This window comes from Rhodococcus daqingensis (genome assembly GCF_042665615.1).
GTDB lineage: Bacteria > Actinomycetota > Actinomycetes > Mycobacteriales > Mycobacteriaceae > Rhodococcus_G > Rhodococcus_G daqingensis.
Genome location: NZ_JBHTCS010000016.1, coordinates 83,059 through 101,974, shown reverse-complemented (window position 1 = coordinate 101,974; position 18,916 = coordinate 83,059). Strand labels below are relative to the sequence as shown.

Below are 18,916 nucleotides of genomic sequence, written 5' to 3'. Positions count from 1 at the left end.
CAGTCCCCCTCGGTCGTCAGCCTCGCCCGAGTCAGGCTCCGCACCCTTGAAGGGTACCGGTGCTTGACGCGACGACACGATCTTCTACAGTGGACAACCGCCAGCCCTCGTATCCCAATTGGCAGAGGAAACGGATTCAAAACCCGTGCAGTGTGAGTTCGAGTCTCACCGAGGGCACCACGACCAGCGGCAAACGCTAGTCAGCGCATTTTCTGAACCGAGGAGTGCGGCTAACCCACCGCGCCTGACAACATCGGCGCTCGAAACCCGCTCATTGTGCGCATCCGCGACCGCCTCGGCGTCCTTGTCGAAAGGGTCCACGTAGGTATCCAACGTCATCGCCGCCGCAGCATGTCCGCGCACCTTCCGCACCGCCTTGACGTTCACGCCGGCCGAAACCGCCAACGAAGCCGCGGTGTGGCGCCGATCGTGCAGTGTCAGCCTCGGGAACCCGTCGGCCTCGGCGATGCAGCGGCCCACCGCACCGCTGAACCACGTGTTCGCACCGGAGACTTCGCGTACCCGCCCCTGACGCATGGGGAGCACGCCGTAATCGCGCCCCTTGCCCGCACACGCCGCCGTCAGCGGCTCCACGAGGAACGTGGGGAACGGGATCGAACGCTGCTCGTGAGTCTTGGGTGTACCGACTTCGACCTGGCCGCCAGCGTTGACAGCGTTGCGCCGAACATGGACACGCCGCGCAGATCAAGGTCCGCGACGTGCAGGCCGGCCAGCTCGCCCACCGCGAGCTTGGTCGTGGTCTGTCTGGAGACCGCGCTTCGCCATCGGCCGTAGCCGAGTTTGATCGCACCGAGCGCACCGAGCGCGCCGATCGCTACCGGAGTGAAAGCAGAATCGTGTCTCGATCACGGACCTACAGTCGATTCTGGTGTGGAGCAGGATATTTGGACATCTCACACCTCCCAGCCCTTTGGCCTCGTAGGGGTGTCGGGCCTATCTCATACCGCCGGACGGATGGGGTCGACACGCGCATCGTTCCCTACCAAACGGTGGGTCACGCCGTGTAACTGACTGTCATGTTGACTTTCTCTGTCCTGTGTTTCTTCAGGAACAGAAACACCGGCGATGTGTTGTCGATTGTGAGATTCCAACCTTCGGCGGCGTCGCCGGTGAGCGGAACCGCCGCGGGGGCGAGCACCAGCTTGCGTTTCGCCCGATCGGTAACCGCGAAGGTCGCGACGATCTGGTCCTCCATCCCAAGACGACGCACCCAGTACGGGAAGTGATCCTGAGTGACGGACACACTCAGCGCGCGGTCCGCATCGTTGTCCGCGACGGAGAAGGCTCGCCACGGCTCAGCGAAGTCGTACGGCAGCGAGAACAACCGCGCCAGTGCCTCGGGTCCGGCCAGCACCTCCTCGGTGATGTATGCCACGGCAGGAGTCCTCAGGTTGCCGGCCTCCCGGGCGGTGTAACGCAAATGCAAGACGATATCGGAGATGCTCTCCAGGTCGAACTGTGCGATGTCGCCAGGAACCTCCAAGCGCCACACGCTGATCGCCCCCGCGCCCTCGAACGGCAGCCTCCGCTCGTCACGCAGGTTCAGTTCGAAAAGCCCGCTGTCGTTTTGTGCACTGCTTGTCACCACCGACTGGATCGCGCCCGCGTAGTCCCGGAACCGGTTGTCCTCGCCGTCGGTCGCCCGGGCGTACTGATCTCCCAGCAGCGGGGAGGTTCGTATGCTGCTGCGCAGCAGCGACAGTTTCGCGTGGATAGTGGTGAACGGTCCGGTGACGGCAGGGATCGACAAGGCTGCGGTCTTGATCCGTCGTAGGTATTGGCCAGGGCTGTCCAGGTCGAACACCCATTCCGGCACGGTGAACTCGCACACGCCGGTAGCGCGTAGCCGCAGCAGCGCTCGTGGGTCCAGCCGGGCGAGTGACACATGCTTGGTTAACTCGTACTCCCGTCGATTGTGCTCAAGATAGGCCAGCTCCAGTCGACGCAGATCCAGGCTCAATCGCTCCCCAGCCAGCAGCCCTTTGCGCCCGGCGTCCCAGTAGCCGAACTGGATGATCCGCGCCTCATCGAATTCCGGGCGCATCAGCTCGTAGGCCAATGTCTGCTCGGCCCGCTTGGCTACATCGAATGCGAACTTGTAGGCCTCGTAGTGAGCCTGGGCGAGCTGTCCCTGCATCCAGCCGTACAGCTCGGCGTTGGTGAACTTTTCATGCATGAAGGCGTCTACTGCTTCCGCGTTCTCGATCTGACGCTGATGGTTCTCGTACTCGCGTTTGAGTACCTGTTCGCGCAGCAACGACGACACGATCTGCCGCCCGTACTGCTCCAGTTCGCTGGCCGCCAGATTGGCTTGCAGCACGTAGTCTTCGGCCCGGCGGTAATAGCCGGCCATCTTCGCGGCCCGCTCGGCGCTGCTCCGGTACGCGGTGGCGACCTGCTCGGCGATCCGACTGCTGTAGCTCGCGGCCTTCGAGAGTTGGATGCCGCCGAAGCCCACCTCGGCACCGACGCCCATCGGCTTGGCTGCGGCGCCGAACTGCGGGATGAGCGAGAGCACCGGCGCCGCGATGCCCATGACCGTGGATACCAGGGCGAACGCGTCTGCGGTGGGCAGGAAGATGTTCAGCTCGGCGTTCTCGTTCTTGTTCAGCGGCAGGGTCTTGCCCAATTCGCCGCCGACCACGCTCACCACGGCGTTCCCTGCGAACTCCATGAGGCCACCCACCGAGGTTTCCTTGCGGTAGTCCTCGCGTCCCAGGGCCTTCGTGTGGGCGGTCACCAGTTCCGCGTACGCGGTGTCGAAGGTGTCCTCGGTCAGTTCTTGACGCGCCAGGTTCACCGTCTTGACGGCGTCGATCGTCGCCGCCTCGACCCCCAGGATGCGTTTGTAATGGCGGTAGCGCTCCCACACCGTGGCGCGGCTGGCCAGCAGCGCGTGGGTGGCCGATTCGGCGTCCTTCCATTGCAGGAAGCGCACATCACGAGCCAGCCGCAGGGTCCGTAGCTCGTGCGACTGACGCAGCGCAGCGAGCTGCTCGGCCTCACCCTTCTCCACCGCGGACAGCAGGGCTGCGCCCAACGCCTTGACCTCGTTGCACAACTCCTGCGCCTTCAACAGCAGCAGCGGTCCGCGTTGCACCGACACCGGCTGGGTCACGTTGTTGACCACGCCGGCGATGTCGAGGCCAGCGGCGGCGGCGCGCACCATCACTCCTGGGTCAATCTCCGGTTCGAACAACGCGGGCAGGCGCACCACACCCTCGATGTCCATGCAATGGCGCAGCTTGAACAACCGGTCGGCCACCCGGTCCCAGTACGACAACAGCATGTCGTTGGGCGGAATGCAGAAGTACAGGCTGCGGCCGATACCGAACGCCGCGTTGGACTCGGCAGTCCCCGCGCTGGGCACGCCCGAAGAGTCCGCCGGAAAAGCGTTCTCCATCGCAACCAGCGCGTTGCCGAACGCATCGATGCCGCGGGCCTTGAGCTGCGCGTAGCTCAGGCGCGGTGGTTCGCCGCGGGGCGGGTTGGGCTGCGGCTTACGTCCCAGCAGGCTCGCAGCCAGCACGTAGATTTGGGTGGCCTCGTTCATCGATTCGATCGTGTGCTGCCGGAACAGGCTGTCGCCCCACAAGATGAGATTGTCGAGATACTTCATGAGCACGTTGAGTTGGTACGCGAGTGCCCGGCCGCGGGCGATGACATGCGGCTGGAACGGATTGTCGCGCCATGCTCGGATTGCCGTCTCCATCCGGGTCTTGAGGTCGCTGTCCTTGCCCTCGGCCAATTTGGTAAGTAGCTCACCGATCAGGTCAGGAGTGGTTTCGTTGCGGAACCGCAGGAACTTCCAGAAGCGTTGCGGCGCAGGGATCGAATCGTCCTCCGTGGTCGGGTCGAACACGCAGTGAAACCAGTGCTGCGCCTCGGCGAACCGCTGATTCTTCGACAGGTGGGTGGCGATGAGCACAGGCGCGTGGAAGAACAACTCCCAGTTGTAGATCGAGTACGGGCCGGTGTCGGAGACGTCGATGGCCTCGGCCGGGAAGGGTGTGAGGGTGTATTCGTCCAGCGTGTATGTCTGCGGAGTGAGCTCGCGTGCAAGATTCTCCTGCCACTCGGCATCCAGCAGGGCATCGAGTCCGTGGACGTTGAGTCTTTCGATCAGCTCGTCGGTGAACGGATGGTAGTGCGCCTGGAAGCGGTAGCGCACCTGCCGGTTCGGTCGGTTGAACCTCGCCCATACCGCGTCCTTTGCGAGCGCAACCCGTGTCGAGTAGAGATGGAACTGAGCCTCCTTCGCCATCGCCCCTCACCTCATCAATCCGGTCGCGTCGAATGTCACGCCGTCCAGCGCGAATGCCACGTCGCTCCCCAGAATGTTGGTGATTCTCGGGTTGACGAACGCTTTCAACGGCGGGTTCCAGATCGGATCTCGCGGATCACGCACGACGATCTCCTGGTAGATGTCGGGGATCGTGAACTTGGTCTTGCCGACCTTGATCGGGACGTAGATGTCGATCAAGCTGAAGCCTCCCGTCTGCTCGTCGCCCTGCACCTGGAACACACTGCGCTCGTCGGAGGCGAAGATCGGTGCTTCCCACTGGTTTTCGACGGGATGCATTACCGAGCGCAGGTTCCAGCCAGGGAGCCCTGACGTCTTCGTGAGCAGGGTCTCGTCCACGTTGGACGTCCAGGCGTCGGTGGGCTGCTTGATTCGCAGCGTCAGGTTCGTCCGGGGTACATCGAGGCTGTTGGCGTCCAACGTCGATTCCAGTTGGGGGTCCCAGGCGAGCACCCCGTAGAACAACGCCACGTTGTCGCGCAACGCGGTGTCGGTGTCATTGGCGAACACGATCGGTGCCGCGTTCTTCGAGGTGAACACCGCCTTGTGGGTCTTCGTGGCAGCGCCGTCGAAGTAGTTCACGTAGAAGACGAGGCGCTCGGCGGACCCTGTGGGCTTGTCCGTGCGGGCGAACAGCAGCAGCTTCTTCCGGTCGAAGGCGTGCAAACCCTTGAGGACGAGTGGCTTGGCCATGTTGGTCGACTTGGGTGAGGACCACTTGCCTCGGTACAGTTCGCCCCAGTTGAGCGTGAGCTCGACGTCGACGCGGCTGGTGGGCTGGGTCCAGCGCTGCTGGGCGAACGGCACGTCGGTGGTGTCCTGGGTGCCCGGGCGGGGTTTCTCGACTGCGGTAACCCAGAACACGAACAGCTGACTGCGCCACATCGTGGGGATCACGAGATCGCCCTCGATGCTGAGGTTGATCTTCTCCCATGGCGTCCAGTATCCGTATTCGAACCGGCGATACCAGTACTGGCGTGTCTTGCCGTTGGTGCGGGCAATCAGATGCAGGATGTCGTCATCGGTCTTGTCTGGGATCCCTTGCTGCAGATGACATCCGACGATCTCCAAGCGGGCGACGTCGTCGAGCTTCTTCAAATATGACAGGTACGCGTCCTCGGCGAGTTCGATGGTGATGTCTGCCTTGAGCAGGTCGGACTCGAGTTCCCGGAAGAACGGCGACTTGCTGTCGCGCAGCTCGGGTTCGAGCCAGTTCTCGGGCCAGAGGAAGATCTTTCGGTTCGCCTCCCATACCCGGTAGCGGCTCATCCAGGCCCAGTGGTCTTTGCGGATCGAGCCGGGTGACACGTCGTCTTCCAGCCCCAGCAGGCAGCGGGTGACGAATAGTTGCACGGTCGACAACGCCAACCGAATGCGAGAAGTCTGCTGGCAGGCGTCCATTTGTACGTCGATGAGGAAATGCTCGTACAGCTCGTCCGCGGTCCGGACCTCCGGAGTGGGCGGGCGGTGCGCCAAGATGTAGGCGACCAGCGCATCGCGCCGTTGGTTGCGCAGCGGGTCGTTGATGCTGCGCATCGATTCACGCCAAGCATCGCCGTCGAGCACTTCTCGCACCGAGTCGCGGATCTCGGCGATCAACGCAGCATCAGGGTTGGCAACCGACCATTTCGTCAGGTGCGCGACCGTTTGACCGGTCGTGACGGCGTATTCGGCCAAACGGGCAACCGACAGTAGCGTAGTAAAGCGGGTCGTGTCGTCGCCGGCGGCGCCGAGCAACGTTATCGCGGCGGCGACATCCGAGGGGCGCCACGAGCCGATCGTCGCGACCCTGGTCCGGCCGTCGGCATCGCTCATCGCGTTCGTTTCCAGCACGTCGACCCAGGTGTCCACGTCGGGCTCGGTGCTGGTCTTCCACGTCGCGAACCACAGCAGCGGCGCCAGCTTGTGCCACAGGGGCGCGACATCCTCGGCGGCCGGTGGTCCGCCGACCGGTAGATCGTTGAGGATTCCCCGGGTGTCGGGGGCGATGGACGCCGCGAAGGTCAGTTCGCGCGGTGTCAGTCCGAGGCCGGACGCGAGCAGCGCCGATTTTCGCAGCCGCAGCACTGATGTCTCGGCGACGTTAGCTGCGGACTTTGCGACGAGGCGAGCCGCAGGAATCGGCTCCTTGGCCATGCCGACCGTACGCCACAGCAGGATCGCCGCGGCATCGGCGGGCAGACCCGCTAACGTCACGGAAACAAGGACAGGAACCGTGGCGAGCAGGGCCACCGCGTTCGCACCCACGATCTCGCCGTCGCCACCGACCGGCCCGGCAGGAATCACCGTGTCGCCTTCGACCTGCAGTGTCACCTGCGTGCCCGGCGGGGCCTGGACATAGAGGAGATAGTCGTCGCTGGCGGGTGGATCGACCAGCATCTCAACCGTGGCGTCCTGGTCGAGCGCAACCGGGATGTCCAACGCGAGCAGGTCGTCGAGGATTCCCCTCGCCGGATCGCTGTTCGCCCGGAGCACCTCGGGACCGGAGGTCAACGCGGCCACGAGGGGTTCTCCGGTGCGCAGCAGAGTTGCCAGCGAGGAACGCGCCGCGGTGGCCTTCAGCCGCGCGCGCAGCTCGGGCAGCAGGGTGTCGATGATCGCGGCGGCCTGCGCGGCAGGGTTGGGCGCGTCCAGTGCGGCATCCAGAGCTGCCCCGAGGGCGGGATGCTCGGCGTGCAGGTCCGCCACGTCGTCGGCGGCCGCGTCGCGCAGTGTGGTGACAGCCGCCTTCAGCGCCGTGACGAAGTCATCGAGGTCGGCCTGGGCGTCGATCACATCCATGTCAGCCAGGACCAATGTGTCGGCCGCTGCGTGCAATGCGTCACGGACCGCATCGCGCATAGCGCCGGGGAAGGACAGCTCGTCGCTGAAAGGGTCGAAGCCGAGAGCGGGTGCCGCTTCGGTGATCTTGGCCGGCATCGTCTCCTCGATCGTCGGTAGTACGGCGCGGTAGGTTGTGGTCGCCGTGAGAACGCCGAAGAACCGCGCCACCAGCACGGGGTCGTACACCAACCCCATGCGGGCCTGTGCGGCGCCGAGGTCTGCGGCGGCCGCGGGATCGCCGAGCGATGCGTCCACGGCCGCGAGCGCGGCCCGTAGCGTGCGCAGATCCGCGCGGCGCTGCGCCGGGGTCGGAACACGGGATTGCGTGGGGTCGCCATCTCGGAGCAGGAATTCGACATCGTCCACTTTTATTGGGGAGGCGGCGATGTCGGCCGCTGCGCGCAGGTACTGCAGCAACGACGGCAGTTCGTGCTCCAGGTCCGCCGCAAAGGGGTCGATGCCGGTGATCGCGATCAGGTTGGCGAAGTCGGTCGCCCCGAGCCTCAGAAGCGGCGCCAGACGCTCGGCGCGGGCTGCAGTGTCGAGTGTTGGATCGACCAGTGCGAGCCAGTCGCGCTGTTTCGGGCGAGGGACCTTGCGCTCGGCCAGCACGTGCTTGAAGTTGGCCAGCCGGGCGATCAATGTCGTGAATACCTCATCGAGGTTGCCGCTGGTGATGTCCTGGGGCGCCACGGGTAGCAGCGTCACGATCAGGTCGTCGGCGTCCTCGATCGTGGTGTCGAGTCTCCGCCAGAGCCGAACGAACCGATACATTCGGTGGTAGTCGACTGCACGCAATGTGTTGGTGTCGGGATCGGGCAATGATAGCCGCAGCTGCAGTACCTCGAAGTCACACTCCTCCGCCCTGGGATCGGCTCCGGCGACGGGTGCAAGCACGATCAGACTCATCAGCATTGAGCGTTTTTCGGTAAGCCATCCGAGGACGTCGCCGCCGTAGGGCGCGAGGTCGAGATCGTCAGGCAGCATGCCAAGCAGCTGTTGATCGGTGGTGTCTCCGTCGAACCAGGACTGGATGCTGTCCAGGCTAACCTTCAGAGCCCTCAGCAGCGGGATCAGCTCGACTCCGGGGTTGACGAACCTGGCCTTGAGGATGCGGTCCAGTTCCAGGTGCGTCACGGCGATCCGTTGACAGAACACCTTGGCGTTGGCGACCGCGTCGTTCAGGTCGCCGACGGATGCGGTCGCGGGTTCGCCGAAAAGTTCAGGTAGCTTCCGGAAGGTCTTGTCAGTCAGCAGCGACAGCTCCGCGGCGTTCAGCACCAGGCGCTGGCTTCGCGCGTCGGCGGGACGGCCGAACAAGATGAGGGCCTCGGCCAGCGTCGACCCCCAGGCCTCGAACAGCAGCCGCAGCGCCTGCAACGGCATGTCGAAAGGAAGTGGTGCCGGGAAAACCGCTGCTGCCAGCGGAGGGTAGGCCGCGGCCTGCACGAACTGCGGGTCGACCAGCAAGTCGGCGCTGTCGACCCCCGGTGCGGTCTCGTGTCCAGTGAACTCATCCAGATCGCCGTTGACGACATAGTGCTCCAGCACCTCGTTCACCAGATCGACATAGGGCAGAACCACGTTGGTGTTTTCACAGCTCAACACGATGTGTCGTAGGTCGGGTCTGCGTGCGAACAGCTTCGTGATCGGGTTGGCGCCCTCGTGTGCGACATCGGTCATCTCGGGCATCTCGAGCAACTCGACGTAGTAGGCGGCGGGGCTCAGCACCGAGCGGCAATGCGTACAGGCGCAAAAGTCGAAGCTCCCGAAGAGGCCCTCCAGCGTTGCCTTGACGGGGACATCGTCGGCCAGCGGTGGGTCGGGCAGATCGGGGCCGCCGAGCACATGCACCGGCGGCAGGCTTCGCTGGGTGAGGTAGCCGGTCGCCATCGCGAACGCGGTGCTGTGTACCTCCTGGGCCTTGCGGTAGGTCAGGCGGGCTTCCTGTGGGGACGGGAAATCCTGGCCGTGCGCTCGGAGGAACTCCGGTTCGCTCCAGGTGACGGCGATGTCGTGTGCCGCGCCGACGCCGATCCGGGACAGCGCTGCCATGGATCCGTCCGACGGGGTGATCTGATACAGCCGTTCGACCAGCAGGGCGCTGCGTTTCGTATCGGGCGCAAGCACGTCGAAGCCGTCCCAGCTGCTGATCGGCGTGGCACCGAGCCGCTGCACCCCGTCTGCGCGGGCGAGAAAGTCCGCCACCGCGCGGTTGGCCTGCGCCGGACCGGCCGAAACCGTGCCCATGCGGAGCAGGTCGGCCACCACGAGGGTGGGATGGGCTTGCCGCACCTGGGCGGCCAGTCCGATGGCGTAGGACTCCGGCGTAACACCCGCCGGGGTGTCGGTGCCGATGATCGGCCGCCACGCCGTGGCCTCGTACAACCCTGCGGTCACCAGGTCCGCGGTGGTCTCCACATCGGCAGTCTCGACGAGCCGCTTCATCACCGGCGCGTTGTAGCGGGTCAGGTTGCCGAGTTTGCCGTCGGTCTGTAACCGCCGTATCAGCCGCTCGTCCATGCCCGAGTCGTGCAGGTTGCTCCACAGCGCGCTGGCCTGGCCTTCGGTGGCGCGCAGGGTGTCGATGAAAGTGTCCTTCTGGTCCTCGTCGAGGCGGATGTCGAGTAGGTCGTTCAGCGACGAGACCGCGCCGTCGGGCACGAAGCTGCGCATTGCGGTGCGTGCAGCGGCCCGATGTGCCTGCAGGGTCGGTTCGATCGGGTACTCGCCACCGATCAGGCCGGCGCTGGTCGCCGCCTCGATCGCCTGTACCAGGCGTTCGTCGGTCAGGCGGTGCGCCGCCGTGCGGTCGCTCGCAGCGCCGGTGCGGAACAGCGCGTAATAGTGTTCTGCCGGGATACCCGTCACCGCTGCGGCCCGCTCGGACTGCACGGCCATCGCCACGGAACGGGGATCCCAGCTCCCGCGGTTGGCGAGATACCGCACGCCGTCGGCGTTGACGTCGGCCAGGGGTTCATTGTCGAGCAGCGCATTCAGAGACTCCAGGATCGCTGTGTGCTCGACCGGCCGCGGCGCCTTGGAATAGGGAATCTCCAGGTCGATATCCAGCGGGGTCGGAGCCTCGTAGTAGACCTCCGAACGGACCAACTCGGCCTGGCCGGCATCGAGTACCCGCACCTGGATATCACCGAGCCGTTTTCCTTCCAGCTTGTCGATGGGGTACTCGATCGTGAATCCGCCGCGTGCGTCGGTGATTCCGTCGCCCAGTGCGGTGTCGCCCCGCAGTCCCGTATCGACGGCGACGACATACAGCCCGGCCACCGCGGTGCCGCGGTCGGTGACGACGTGGCCACGTACCACCGCGCCCTCAGCGGGGCCGGGCCGTTCGCTGTCGACATTTACGAGCACGACCACACGCTTGGGGTCCGTCGGGTCCCATTGCACCCGGCCGCGCGTGTCGGCGATCAGCACGCGACCGCGGCGCTGCCCGAACAGCGCTCGCAGCCACCGTTTGAACCAGCACCTCTTCTGCTCGTCGCGGTACACCCGGAAGAACACCTGCAGCCGCTGTTTGATCAGCGTCTCGTGCTGCTGGGCGTCGAGAGGGATGGCGAAGCTGCCCCCCGGGCCGCTGCGCGTGCGGCCGAGCGTTCCGGCGCCGATCCCGCCGGTGTCCCATGCCTCCACCAGCAACCGCCCGGCGGACGCGCCCGTGGCGTCGTCTCGGAGCAAGCCCTGGATCGGTTCGTTCGCCATGTTGGCCTCGCTGATCGGGTTCCGGCGCGCTGCGTCAGGGAACGAGCTGTAGTTGTCGGTTGGGGTCGTAGACGAACGTGCCGCGGCTGAGTGACACGTCGGGGGGGCGGGCGCTCCACGGAGCCGCGCGACGGATGTCGGTGTAGGACGGCGCGATGCCGCCGCCAGGTATGGGCACGGGCGCGTTGAACAGATCGTTTACCTCCTTCGAGGTGTCCGCGCCGACCGTTTCGCGGATCGCTGCCTCGGCGGCGGCGTCGTCGCTGATCGCGTTGGGGTTCCTGGCGCGGGCTCCCCGTTTCATTTGCTCGTAGACGCGGCGCATTTCCTGGGTGTTCCTGATCGGATCCTCGAAGGCCCGGTCGGCGGCGTGTGACCAGAACGCGCTGAGCAGCCTGGTCTTGGGTAGGCCGTCAATGGTTCGGTCCTCGGTGAGATAGGTGGGATGGCCGGTGCCGGCACCGACAAGCGCGAAGACTAGGGCGTACAACGCGAATGCGAACGCGGCCACCGCGACCACCACCGCGAGAGCACCCAGCACCGCCCACGCGCCGCCTGCAGAGAAGGCCGCATCTGCGGTGAATGCAGCGGCCACGCCGACCCCGACTGCGAGAACGCCCACGGCTGCGACGGTCGGGCCGAGTAGCCGCACCGACGAGCGGTTGTGCGGGCCGGGCGCGTCCTTGAATCCGACGTCCTGCAGGCTGTGGAGATGCCGCCCGAACTCGCGCAGGTCGGGCACTCCGAGGCTGATGTCCTCCTGCACCAGTTCCAGCGCGCGCTCCTGGCTGGGATAGTGGTACCGCTGCGTAGTGCCGGTCAGGATTTGCGCCTGCATTTCCCAGATCGTGTCGCCGGGTCGCAATGCGGCGTCGTGGTCCATACCTGCGGTGGCGATCGCGATCTCCGCGGCTTCGGTTGGAGTGAACCCGGCGGCGATTGCCAGGCGGTACGTCAATGCGCCGTGCACCGGTTCTTCAAATAGGCCGTTGGGGTCACGGTAGGCGAGCGGGTTGTTCTTCACGTAGGCATACCGATTGCCGTCGAGCTGGTCCGGGTGCTTGTCGGGTGCCGTCCAGCGTCCGAGCCAGGGGGCGTAGTACCGGGCGCCGTGATAGGCGAGGCCGCTCTCGTCGTCGCGCTCCATGCCGGTGTAGCGGTAGCGGCGGGCACCGGGGCCGAGGTTGGTCTCGGTGGCTTGGTAGGCGGTGGTGCCGAAAGGGTGGAAGACCTCGTAGGCCACGACCGTGCCGGTCTCGTCGGTTTCGAGATGTGCCGAGCCGAGGTGGTCCGGTGCCTGATAACGGATACGCCGGCTGTCGGGTGCGGGCGCGCCTGGTTCGCTTTCCGTTTCGATCAGCGCTACGCGAGTGTGATCGTCCATGACGTGGAAGGTGTGTCGCTCGGTCGTCGCAGCGCCGACACCGTTGTACTCGAAGGCGATCTCGACGCCGTCGAGGTAGTTGCGGTCCGCCCTTTTGACGGGCTCGGCGCCCGTCGGTGCCGCCCGGTCGGTAACCTTGCGGACTCGCCGTCCTTCTCCGTCGTAGACGTACCAGGTGGTCTCCGGGTTGCCTTCGGCGACGACCTGCGTAGCAACGGCGTGCAGCTCGTCGCGAAAGTCCCAGCGCATGACGCTGAGGTGCGGCATGGCGGTCATCTGCCCATGCGATGGCTGGTGCTGGTAGGTGAAGGTCGTGGCGCCGATCTGTGTGGACTCGAGTCGGTTGCTCGTCGCGGCGTAGGAGTATCTCCGGGTCCAGCTTCCCGTCCCGGCGCTATGAACTACCCGATCGATATTGCCGACCGGGTCGTAGCTGTAGGACTGGGTATATCCGCGCCAGGCCAGGGTGTCATTCGGGTTCAGGCGCCGGCGGAACGCCGTGTCGGCCCAGTTGTCGGCAGCGCCGAAATCGACCTGCGCGATGTGCTCGCGGCCTGTTGCCTCGGTCAGGCGGTACACAGGGTCGTAGGTGTAGCGCGACAGGGCGTCCACCATGTGGTTGTTGAACCACACTGTTGGCACGCAGCCGTCCACCAAGTGCGTCACGTTGCCGACCGGATCGTAGGTGTAGCGCAGGTCTTGCAATGCGACACCGTCGCCGTCGCGGGTGGTCAGCCGCCGCAGCCGACCTGTGTCGCGATCGTAGTCGTAGGAGGCTACGACGTCGTTGCCGTAGGTGATGCGCCGGCGGCGGCCGCGCTCGTCGTAGTCGATGTTCTTGACGTGCACCTCGGGTCCGGCGTGTTGGACCACCGTGACCGTCTCCAGCAGGTTGGCGGCGTTGAAACCGGGCCGGTAGACACTGCCGTCGGCGGTGGTCCGCTCCAGCACTCGACCCAGGGCGTCGTACACCCCGACGGAGCGGTACTCGACCGGCTCCAACGCGCCGTCGAGGCCGGCCAGCGGACCCGACCAGTCGGGCACGTCCCGATAGTTCGCGAGGAATCGCCTGGCGCTGGACATCAGGTTGCCCGCCAGGTCATAGGAATGGTTTTCGACCTTGCCCGCGGTGTCGTAAACGATGGCGGTTCGGGTCCGCAGATTGGCGCCGGCCGGGTCGGACAATTCCTCGCCGTACACTCGCCGCTCGACCACGCGATCCAGCGGCGCGGGCCCGTCCCCGCCGCGCACTCGCTTGCGGGTCAGGCGGCGCAGCGGTTCGTCATACTCACACGCGAACTCGTGGGCACGCCCGTCCCAACTGCGCAGCGGCTCACCGCGGACATCTGCGAGCATCCAACGGGGTCCGTCGTCCGCACTGCCGAACGCGAGCAGAGCCCCGCGCAGGTCATACCGGTAGGTGATCGTCTCGATGCCGCGCGCGTCCACCACGGCGCGGGCCCGCCCCTGGATGTCGCGCAGGTAGAGGGTGTGCAGCAACAATGGGTCGCCCTGGGCGTCGAACCCGTTGTGCTGCGCTTCTAGCACCGGCCGCCCCTGCGAATCGAGATGGCGACGGAACGGCGTGTCCGCGTGCGCGGCAGCCATATTCGCCGCCTCCTCCTCACGGACGGGATCGCGTCCGGACGCGATCAGATCGGCGTCGATAAGCCTGTCGACCCGCCAGCGATGCCATTCCGAGGAGGTGACCGTGTCGTTGCGGTCGTGTTCGACCGTGCACCAAGCACCCGGCTCGATGCGGGTGTGGGTGCCGTCGGGGTGGTCGGCCCGGACGGGGCGTCCCAGCGGGTCGTGCATGCGCAAAATGGCCACGCCGGACGCCACCAGCTGCTGGGCCGACTCGAAACGGTGCGTCACCGAAAAGTACGGCTCGTACTCCTTGACGGTCTGGCCCTTGTCGTTGAGCACCTTGCGCCCATTGCCGACCCAGCGCAGCTGATCGAGCGCGCCGGTGTCCACTTCGTCGATGATGACCGTGCCGTCGGGCTGCGTCCGGGCGCGGCGCGCGACACCGGGCTCGGCCTGCACCTTATGCAGCTCCACACCGCCGTTGCCGTTGGAGTACTGAAAGCTGACCTGCACCGGCGAGTCGGGCGCCACCGCGGCGAACTGCTCGCGGGTGATGGTGGCGACCGCCGCAGGAGCCGTGCCGCCGGAGTCGGCGTAGGCGGCGGTGTCGTACACGAAGCGCACCGATGCCCGGCGCAGCAGCGCCACCGCCCGCGCGGCGAGCTCGGTGGATGTCTCGGCCTCGAGGAATGCTGCGATATCCGCCGACTCCACGGGCGTCGTTTCGCCTGTATGGCCCGCGAGCGAATCGCCCTCGCCCTTGCCGACGTTGGCCGCGGCCTTGACCCGGCCCAGCTCATCCAGCAGCACCTCGGCCGAGTTGCCGTTGGGGTCCACGATCCGTGTGGGGACCAGCGCCCGCCAGTCGAACGCAGTTGCCGTCGTGCGGTTGCCGGCGGCATCCTCGACCTCGCCGACCACCAGCCAGGTATCGCCGTGATGACGGATGCGGCTGACGGTACCCAGGGCGTCGGCATGGGCGACCGGCACGAAGAAGCGGGCACGGGCACCGTCGACGTCGTCGTTGAGGTCGCCGGGTAGCAGGTACTCCAGGCGTCCCGACGGAACCCACCAGTCGACATCGCCCCTGTGCACATAGCCGCCTTCGGTTAGCACTGCGTCGGTGACCCGATCTTCGTACACGTCCGCGGCCATGTCGGCGGTGATTGCCAGCTCGTAGCTCTCGTAGCGCAGGGCGCGGACGTCGAGTTGATGCAGCGGCAAAGGCCCGGTCAAGGCGGCGTTGTAGTACGCGGTCTCGGATACGGACAACCGGCGCCGCAGAACCGTTCCGGGCGGGACAGCCGCATCAGGGTCAGGCTCATCGATCGATGCTGTCAACGCGTGGAAACCTTCGCGGTCGAAGTCGGCGATCGCAAATATCGCCCCGGCCAGCGCGATCCCGCGCAGCTCGTAGCTGGTCCGCCGTGACGGCACGCGAAGCCGATAATCCCGCGTCGTAACGATGTCGCCGGTGTACTCCTGACTGGTATACAGCACGCGGGTCGCGGCCTGGAGTTCCTGCACCGCGGCGGGCAGGACCGGATCGGCCGACCAGCGGCGATAGGACACGACCGCGGATTCGACCACGTTGCCCAGCTCGTCCAGGCGCACATGCAACGTGTGCTCGACACGGGGGTCTTCCAGCGTGCGCTCGTAGTACCGGCCGATCGACTCGCTCTCGAACACCGCCAGCGCTGCCGGGTGCCCACCGTGTCGCGGCTGCAGGACCCGGATGACACTGTTGCGCTCAGTCACCGAATACGGCGAGAGTTGGCGGCGGCGCTCGTCGTCGCTGGGATCGACAGGCGCATCCAATGCGAACAATTCGGTGCGCAGCACGGCGCCCTTGCAAGCCCGCAGCAGCTCCCGCCGGCCCACCGCGTCGCCGCCGGGCGCGTCGAGGACGCGGGTGTCGGGCAGCGGCGCCTCGTCCGCAGTGACTGCGAAGCCGTTGCGCCGCATCACCGCGTCCCACCGTTCGTCCCGATACGGCGCCGCGTCGCCGTGCTCCGGTATGAGCTCCCCGGTGTGGAACCAGGTGCGGGTGAGGGTGGGCGGCGGATGCAGGGCGCGGTCCTCCGGCGTCGCGTCGGGGCCGATCGCCCAGTGCTCGAACTGCTCGGCGTCGGTCTGCTCGACCAGCCCGAACCCCCGCAGCTCCCGCTCGGCTGCGTCGAAGCGGCCGTGGTGGTAGCGGTAGACGGTCACCAGGTGCGAGCCCCGCACCCGGTCGTGCGTCTCCACCCGGCTCACGCAGTGCACCGGGAACGGTAAACGGGTGCGCCACGGTCGGCCCTCGCGCTCGGACTGCAGGTAATGCCAGGTGGAACTGCGATGGGTCAGTACCACTTCCTTGCCTAGGTTGGTGACATAGCCTCGGAGCAGATGTGGCTTGCGCCCACCGGACGGATCGACGTACCGCAGCGGAGCATCGGCGTGGTCGGGCAGGCTGGACGACCACACGATAGAAGTGGTGCCGGTTCCCAACAGATCCGCCGTCGTTGCCTCGATGCCCTTGCACGACGGAAATGGTGCCGCGATCGCGTGGCCCGGATCCCACCGATTGCCCGCCAGATTCAAGAAGATGTGGCAGCCGGTTCGCCCGATATGCACAAGGTCAGCGGCACCCGTGCCCGTGATGTCAGCCAGACGCAGCTGGTCGGTGTCGAACAGGTCGTCGTGGTCGAATCGCGGCGCGCCGTCCATCGCGACCCGGGCGCCGAACCGCCCGTAGCCGAGGTTGGGCCAGTAGCAGATGTCGCCGTTGCGGATACGAACGATGTCAGTGAGCCCGTCACCGGTCATGTCGGCGAGAAACACGCTCTGCGTCGTGTCCGCGAACACAACCGCGGGCCCGCGCTCCTCGTCCGTCCCGACCGCCACGCGTCCGCCGTACTCATGACCGCGACGGCCGACCGAGCGGTACCAGACCAGCGCGTCGTGCTCAGTGACCACCAGATGACCGTGGCCGTCGCCGACCACGTCGAGCAGCCGCATGTGCCGGTCCTGCAGGTCGATGTGCAGGGCGGCCTCGAACGGAGTGAACGGCCCCCAGCCGTCGTCGTTGTCACGCTCGTACCAGCCCTGCAGCTCGGGCGAACCGATGACGACCTGTCGGTAGCCATCGGAGTCGAGGTCTTGCAATCGCAGGATGCCAGTGGTCATCCCGCTCGGCGAGGGACGGGGCGCCACCAGTCGCGCCGTGTCGAAGCGAATTTGGGTGCTGTCGTCCTGCGCCCCCAAATTGCGCTTGTACCACCAGGCGCCAGCCTGCTCGGTGAAAACACCGGAGATACCCTCGCCGTACAAATCCATCCACTGGAAGCCGACACCGACGCCAGACGGCATCCCGACTGTGGACTCCGGGTCCACGAGCCGCACCAGGTCGTCCCACGCCATCGGCTCGTAGAACAGGTCCAGCGTCGGCAGCGACTGCACGGCCAGAGTCCCGTCGGGTTTTGTGAGATAGCCGTGCTGGGCGGCCGCGGCCAGGTGGCTGCACTCCCCCATCGACTCGTATGTGAGGTCCAGCGACCGCACGAGCGTGGCGGCGCCGTGATTCAGCTCCGCCACCCGGTGGAACATCAGGACGCGGCGCAGCAGCCGGTACGTCCGAACGTCGAAGCCGCCTCGCCGCGACGAGAACGGATCGTCCCGTGCAGGCCACACGAGGCCCGGCGTCGGATCGGGCGCGGGCCGGTCCGGGTCGTGCTCGCCATAGTCGAAGACCGCCTCGAAGAGGAAGTCTCCCGCGGGCGGCGCCGGACGATACGGGTCATGCTCGCCGGGGGCATACGGCGTGCGGTTGCCGTAGTGCACCCGCTTCAAATGGCGGTTGACGAACTGCGCGAGGCCTCTGCTCCGGTTCACTTCGGCCAGACTCGGAGCGACCCCTTCGAGATCTTCCCGAGCGAAATCGTAGACGATTACGTTGCCCCGGTCGTCAAAGCTGAAGCTTGGCAGCCACTCCAGGACGTGGTTCGCGTTCTCTGGGTCCGCAATTCGGTGCTGGTCGTCGTGCCCGTAGATAGTCGTTACGTTGTCCCGCGAGGTGACCCGCCACCACGTGCCCAGTCCTCGTGAACCGATTTGCTCGATGCGGGCGAACTCTCGCTCCACCCGCGGTCGGAAGCGCCGCACATGATGAGGGCTCGGCGGTGGTGGCGGCTCGACCCAGTCGGCGCCGTCCCATTCCAGAACCGGGACAAGCTCATCGCCTCCTGCGAGCGAAAAGCTGTCGTGGGGGCTGTAGGTTGGAACATGCCGATCCGTCCGCCGTTGCACGGTCGGAAAATCCAATGCCCAGCCCAGTCCCACGACGCTGTTGCCCGCCCCCCCGTCGTATTGCAGTCGAATGGGCGGTGCCAGCCCTGCCCGACCCGGAGTGAACGGCAACGGCAAGGTCAGCGAAACTGTCCCATTACTGGGGTTGACCGAGAACTGCTCATCGATGCTCCTCAGCGCCCCGCCACCCTTCGGCAGCCCGATCGACGGCGCCTCCAAAGCAAACGCCACGTGATCGTCCCCGCCACGACCGCTGGGTGCACCGTCAGCCCCACGCGCACTGGGGCAGGCAAAACCATCGACCCCGTCCTCCCCCGATACAACTCCTGGATTCGGCCCAACGCCGTCTATGTAGGGTGACGCGGCACCAGACGACGAAAGGCTTGGTCGAGGATCGTTATGCGCGTTTTCCATTGCCGGTCTTTCGTGATTGCCTGCAGAACCACAGCTTTTCGCGCTGTGCTCGTTGTTGTATGCGGTGATGCCGTCGTGCGAGTAGCTCAGCGGACCTTTTCAAAGCGCCGTCTCTGCAATGTGAGTAACAGGCGTCGAATGTGCCTCGTCCATCGCTACCGCAGCTCGACCGGCGCCACCGCCTTCTCAAGCCGAGGTCAGCTGTGCCAGCGCGGACCAGAAAGTTGGAACTCATATCGTCGTCGCCCTCACGAGAACTCACGCTCCAGTGTTCCTGTGGTTTACCTCGATGGCGCGAGTACCCGACTACTCGATTTCGCATGCGCGACTGTCCCGATCTCGGCTCCGCCGGGACGCGGCGGCGGCCGGCTTGG

Annotated in this window: 3 protein-coding genes, 1 tRNA gene and 1 pseudogene; 1 reads left to right on the top strand and 4 read right to left on the bottom strand. The window is 66.1% G+C overall.

Annotation, left to right across the window (positions count from 1 at the left end; all coding sequences use genetic code 11):
• The first annotated feature begins 103 nt into the window (after positions 1–103).
• Positions 104–180 (top strand) — tRNA-Leu (locus ACFQS9_RS13785).
• On the opposite strand, the pseudogene ACFQS9_RS13780 reads toward ACFQS9_RS13785, so the two are convergent.
• The 4 genes and pseudogenes from ACFQS9_RS13780 to ACFQS9_RS13765 all read right to left on the bottom strand — a co-directional run.
• Positions 166–642, bottom strand: a pseudogene (locus ACFQS9_RS13780) (tyrosine-type recombinase/integrase); the annotation flags it as partial. The gene ACFQS9_RS13785 and the pseudogene ACFQS9_RS13780 overlap by 15 nt on opposite strands.
• A gap of 373 nt (positions 643–1,015) precedes the next feature.
• Positions 1,016–4,285 (bottom strand): Tc toxin subunit A-related protein, encoded by a 3,270-nt coding sequence (locus ACFQS9_RS13775; protein ID WP_378405543.1) that lies wholly within the window; start codon positions 4,283–4,285, stop codon positions 1,016–1,018.
• Between the two features lie 6 nt (positions 4,286–4,291).
• Complete coding sequence (locus tag ACFQS9_RS13770; protein WP_378405541.1) at positions 4,292–10,582, bottom strand: neuraminidase-like domain-containing protein; 6,291 nt, start codon at positions 10,580–10,582, stop codon at positions 4,292–4,294.
• A gap of 319 nt (positions 10,583–10,901) precedes the next feature.
• Positions 10,902–18,359 (bottom strand): SpvB/TcaC N-terminal domain-containing protein, encoded by a 7,458-nt coding sequence (locus ACFQS9_RS13765; RefSeq protein ID WP_378405539.1) that lies wholly within the window; start codon positions 18,357–18,359, stop codon positions 10,902–10,904.
• Between the last annotated feature and the right edge of the window lie 557 nt (positions 18,360–18,916).

Excerpts from the sequence above, each read along its gene's own strand:
- ACFQS9_RS13775 (WP_378405543.1), bottom strand. The coding sequence starts at position 4,285 with ATGGCGAAGGAGGCTCAGTTCCATCTCTACTCGACACGGGTTGCGCTC.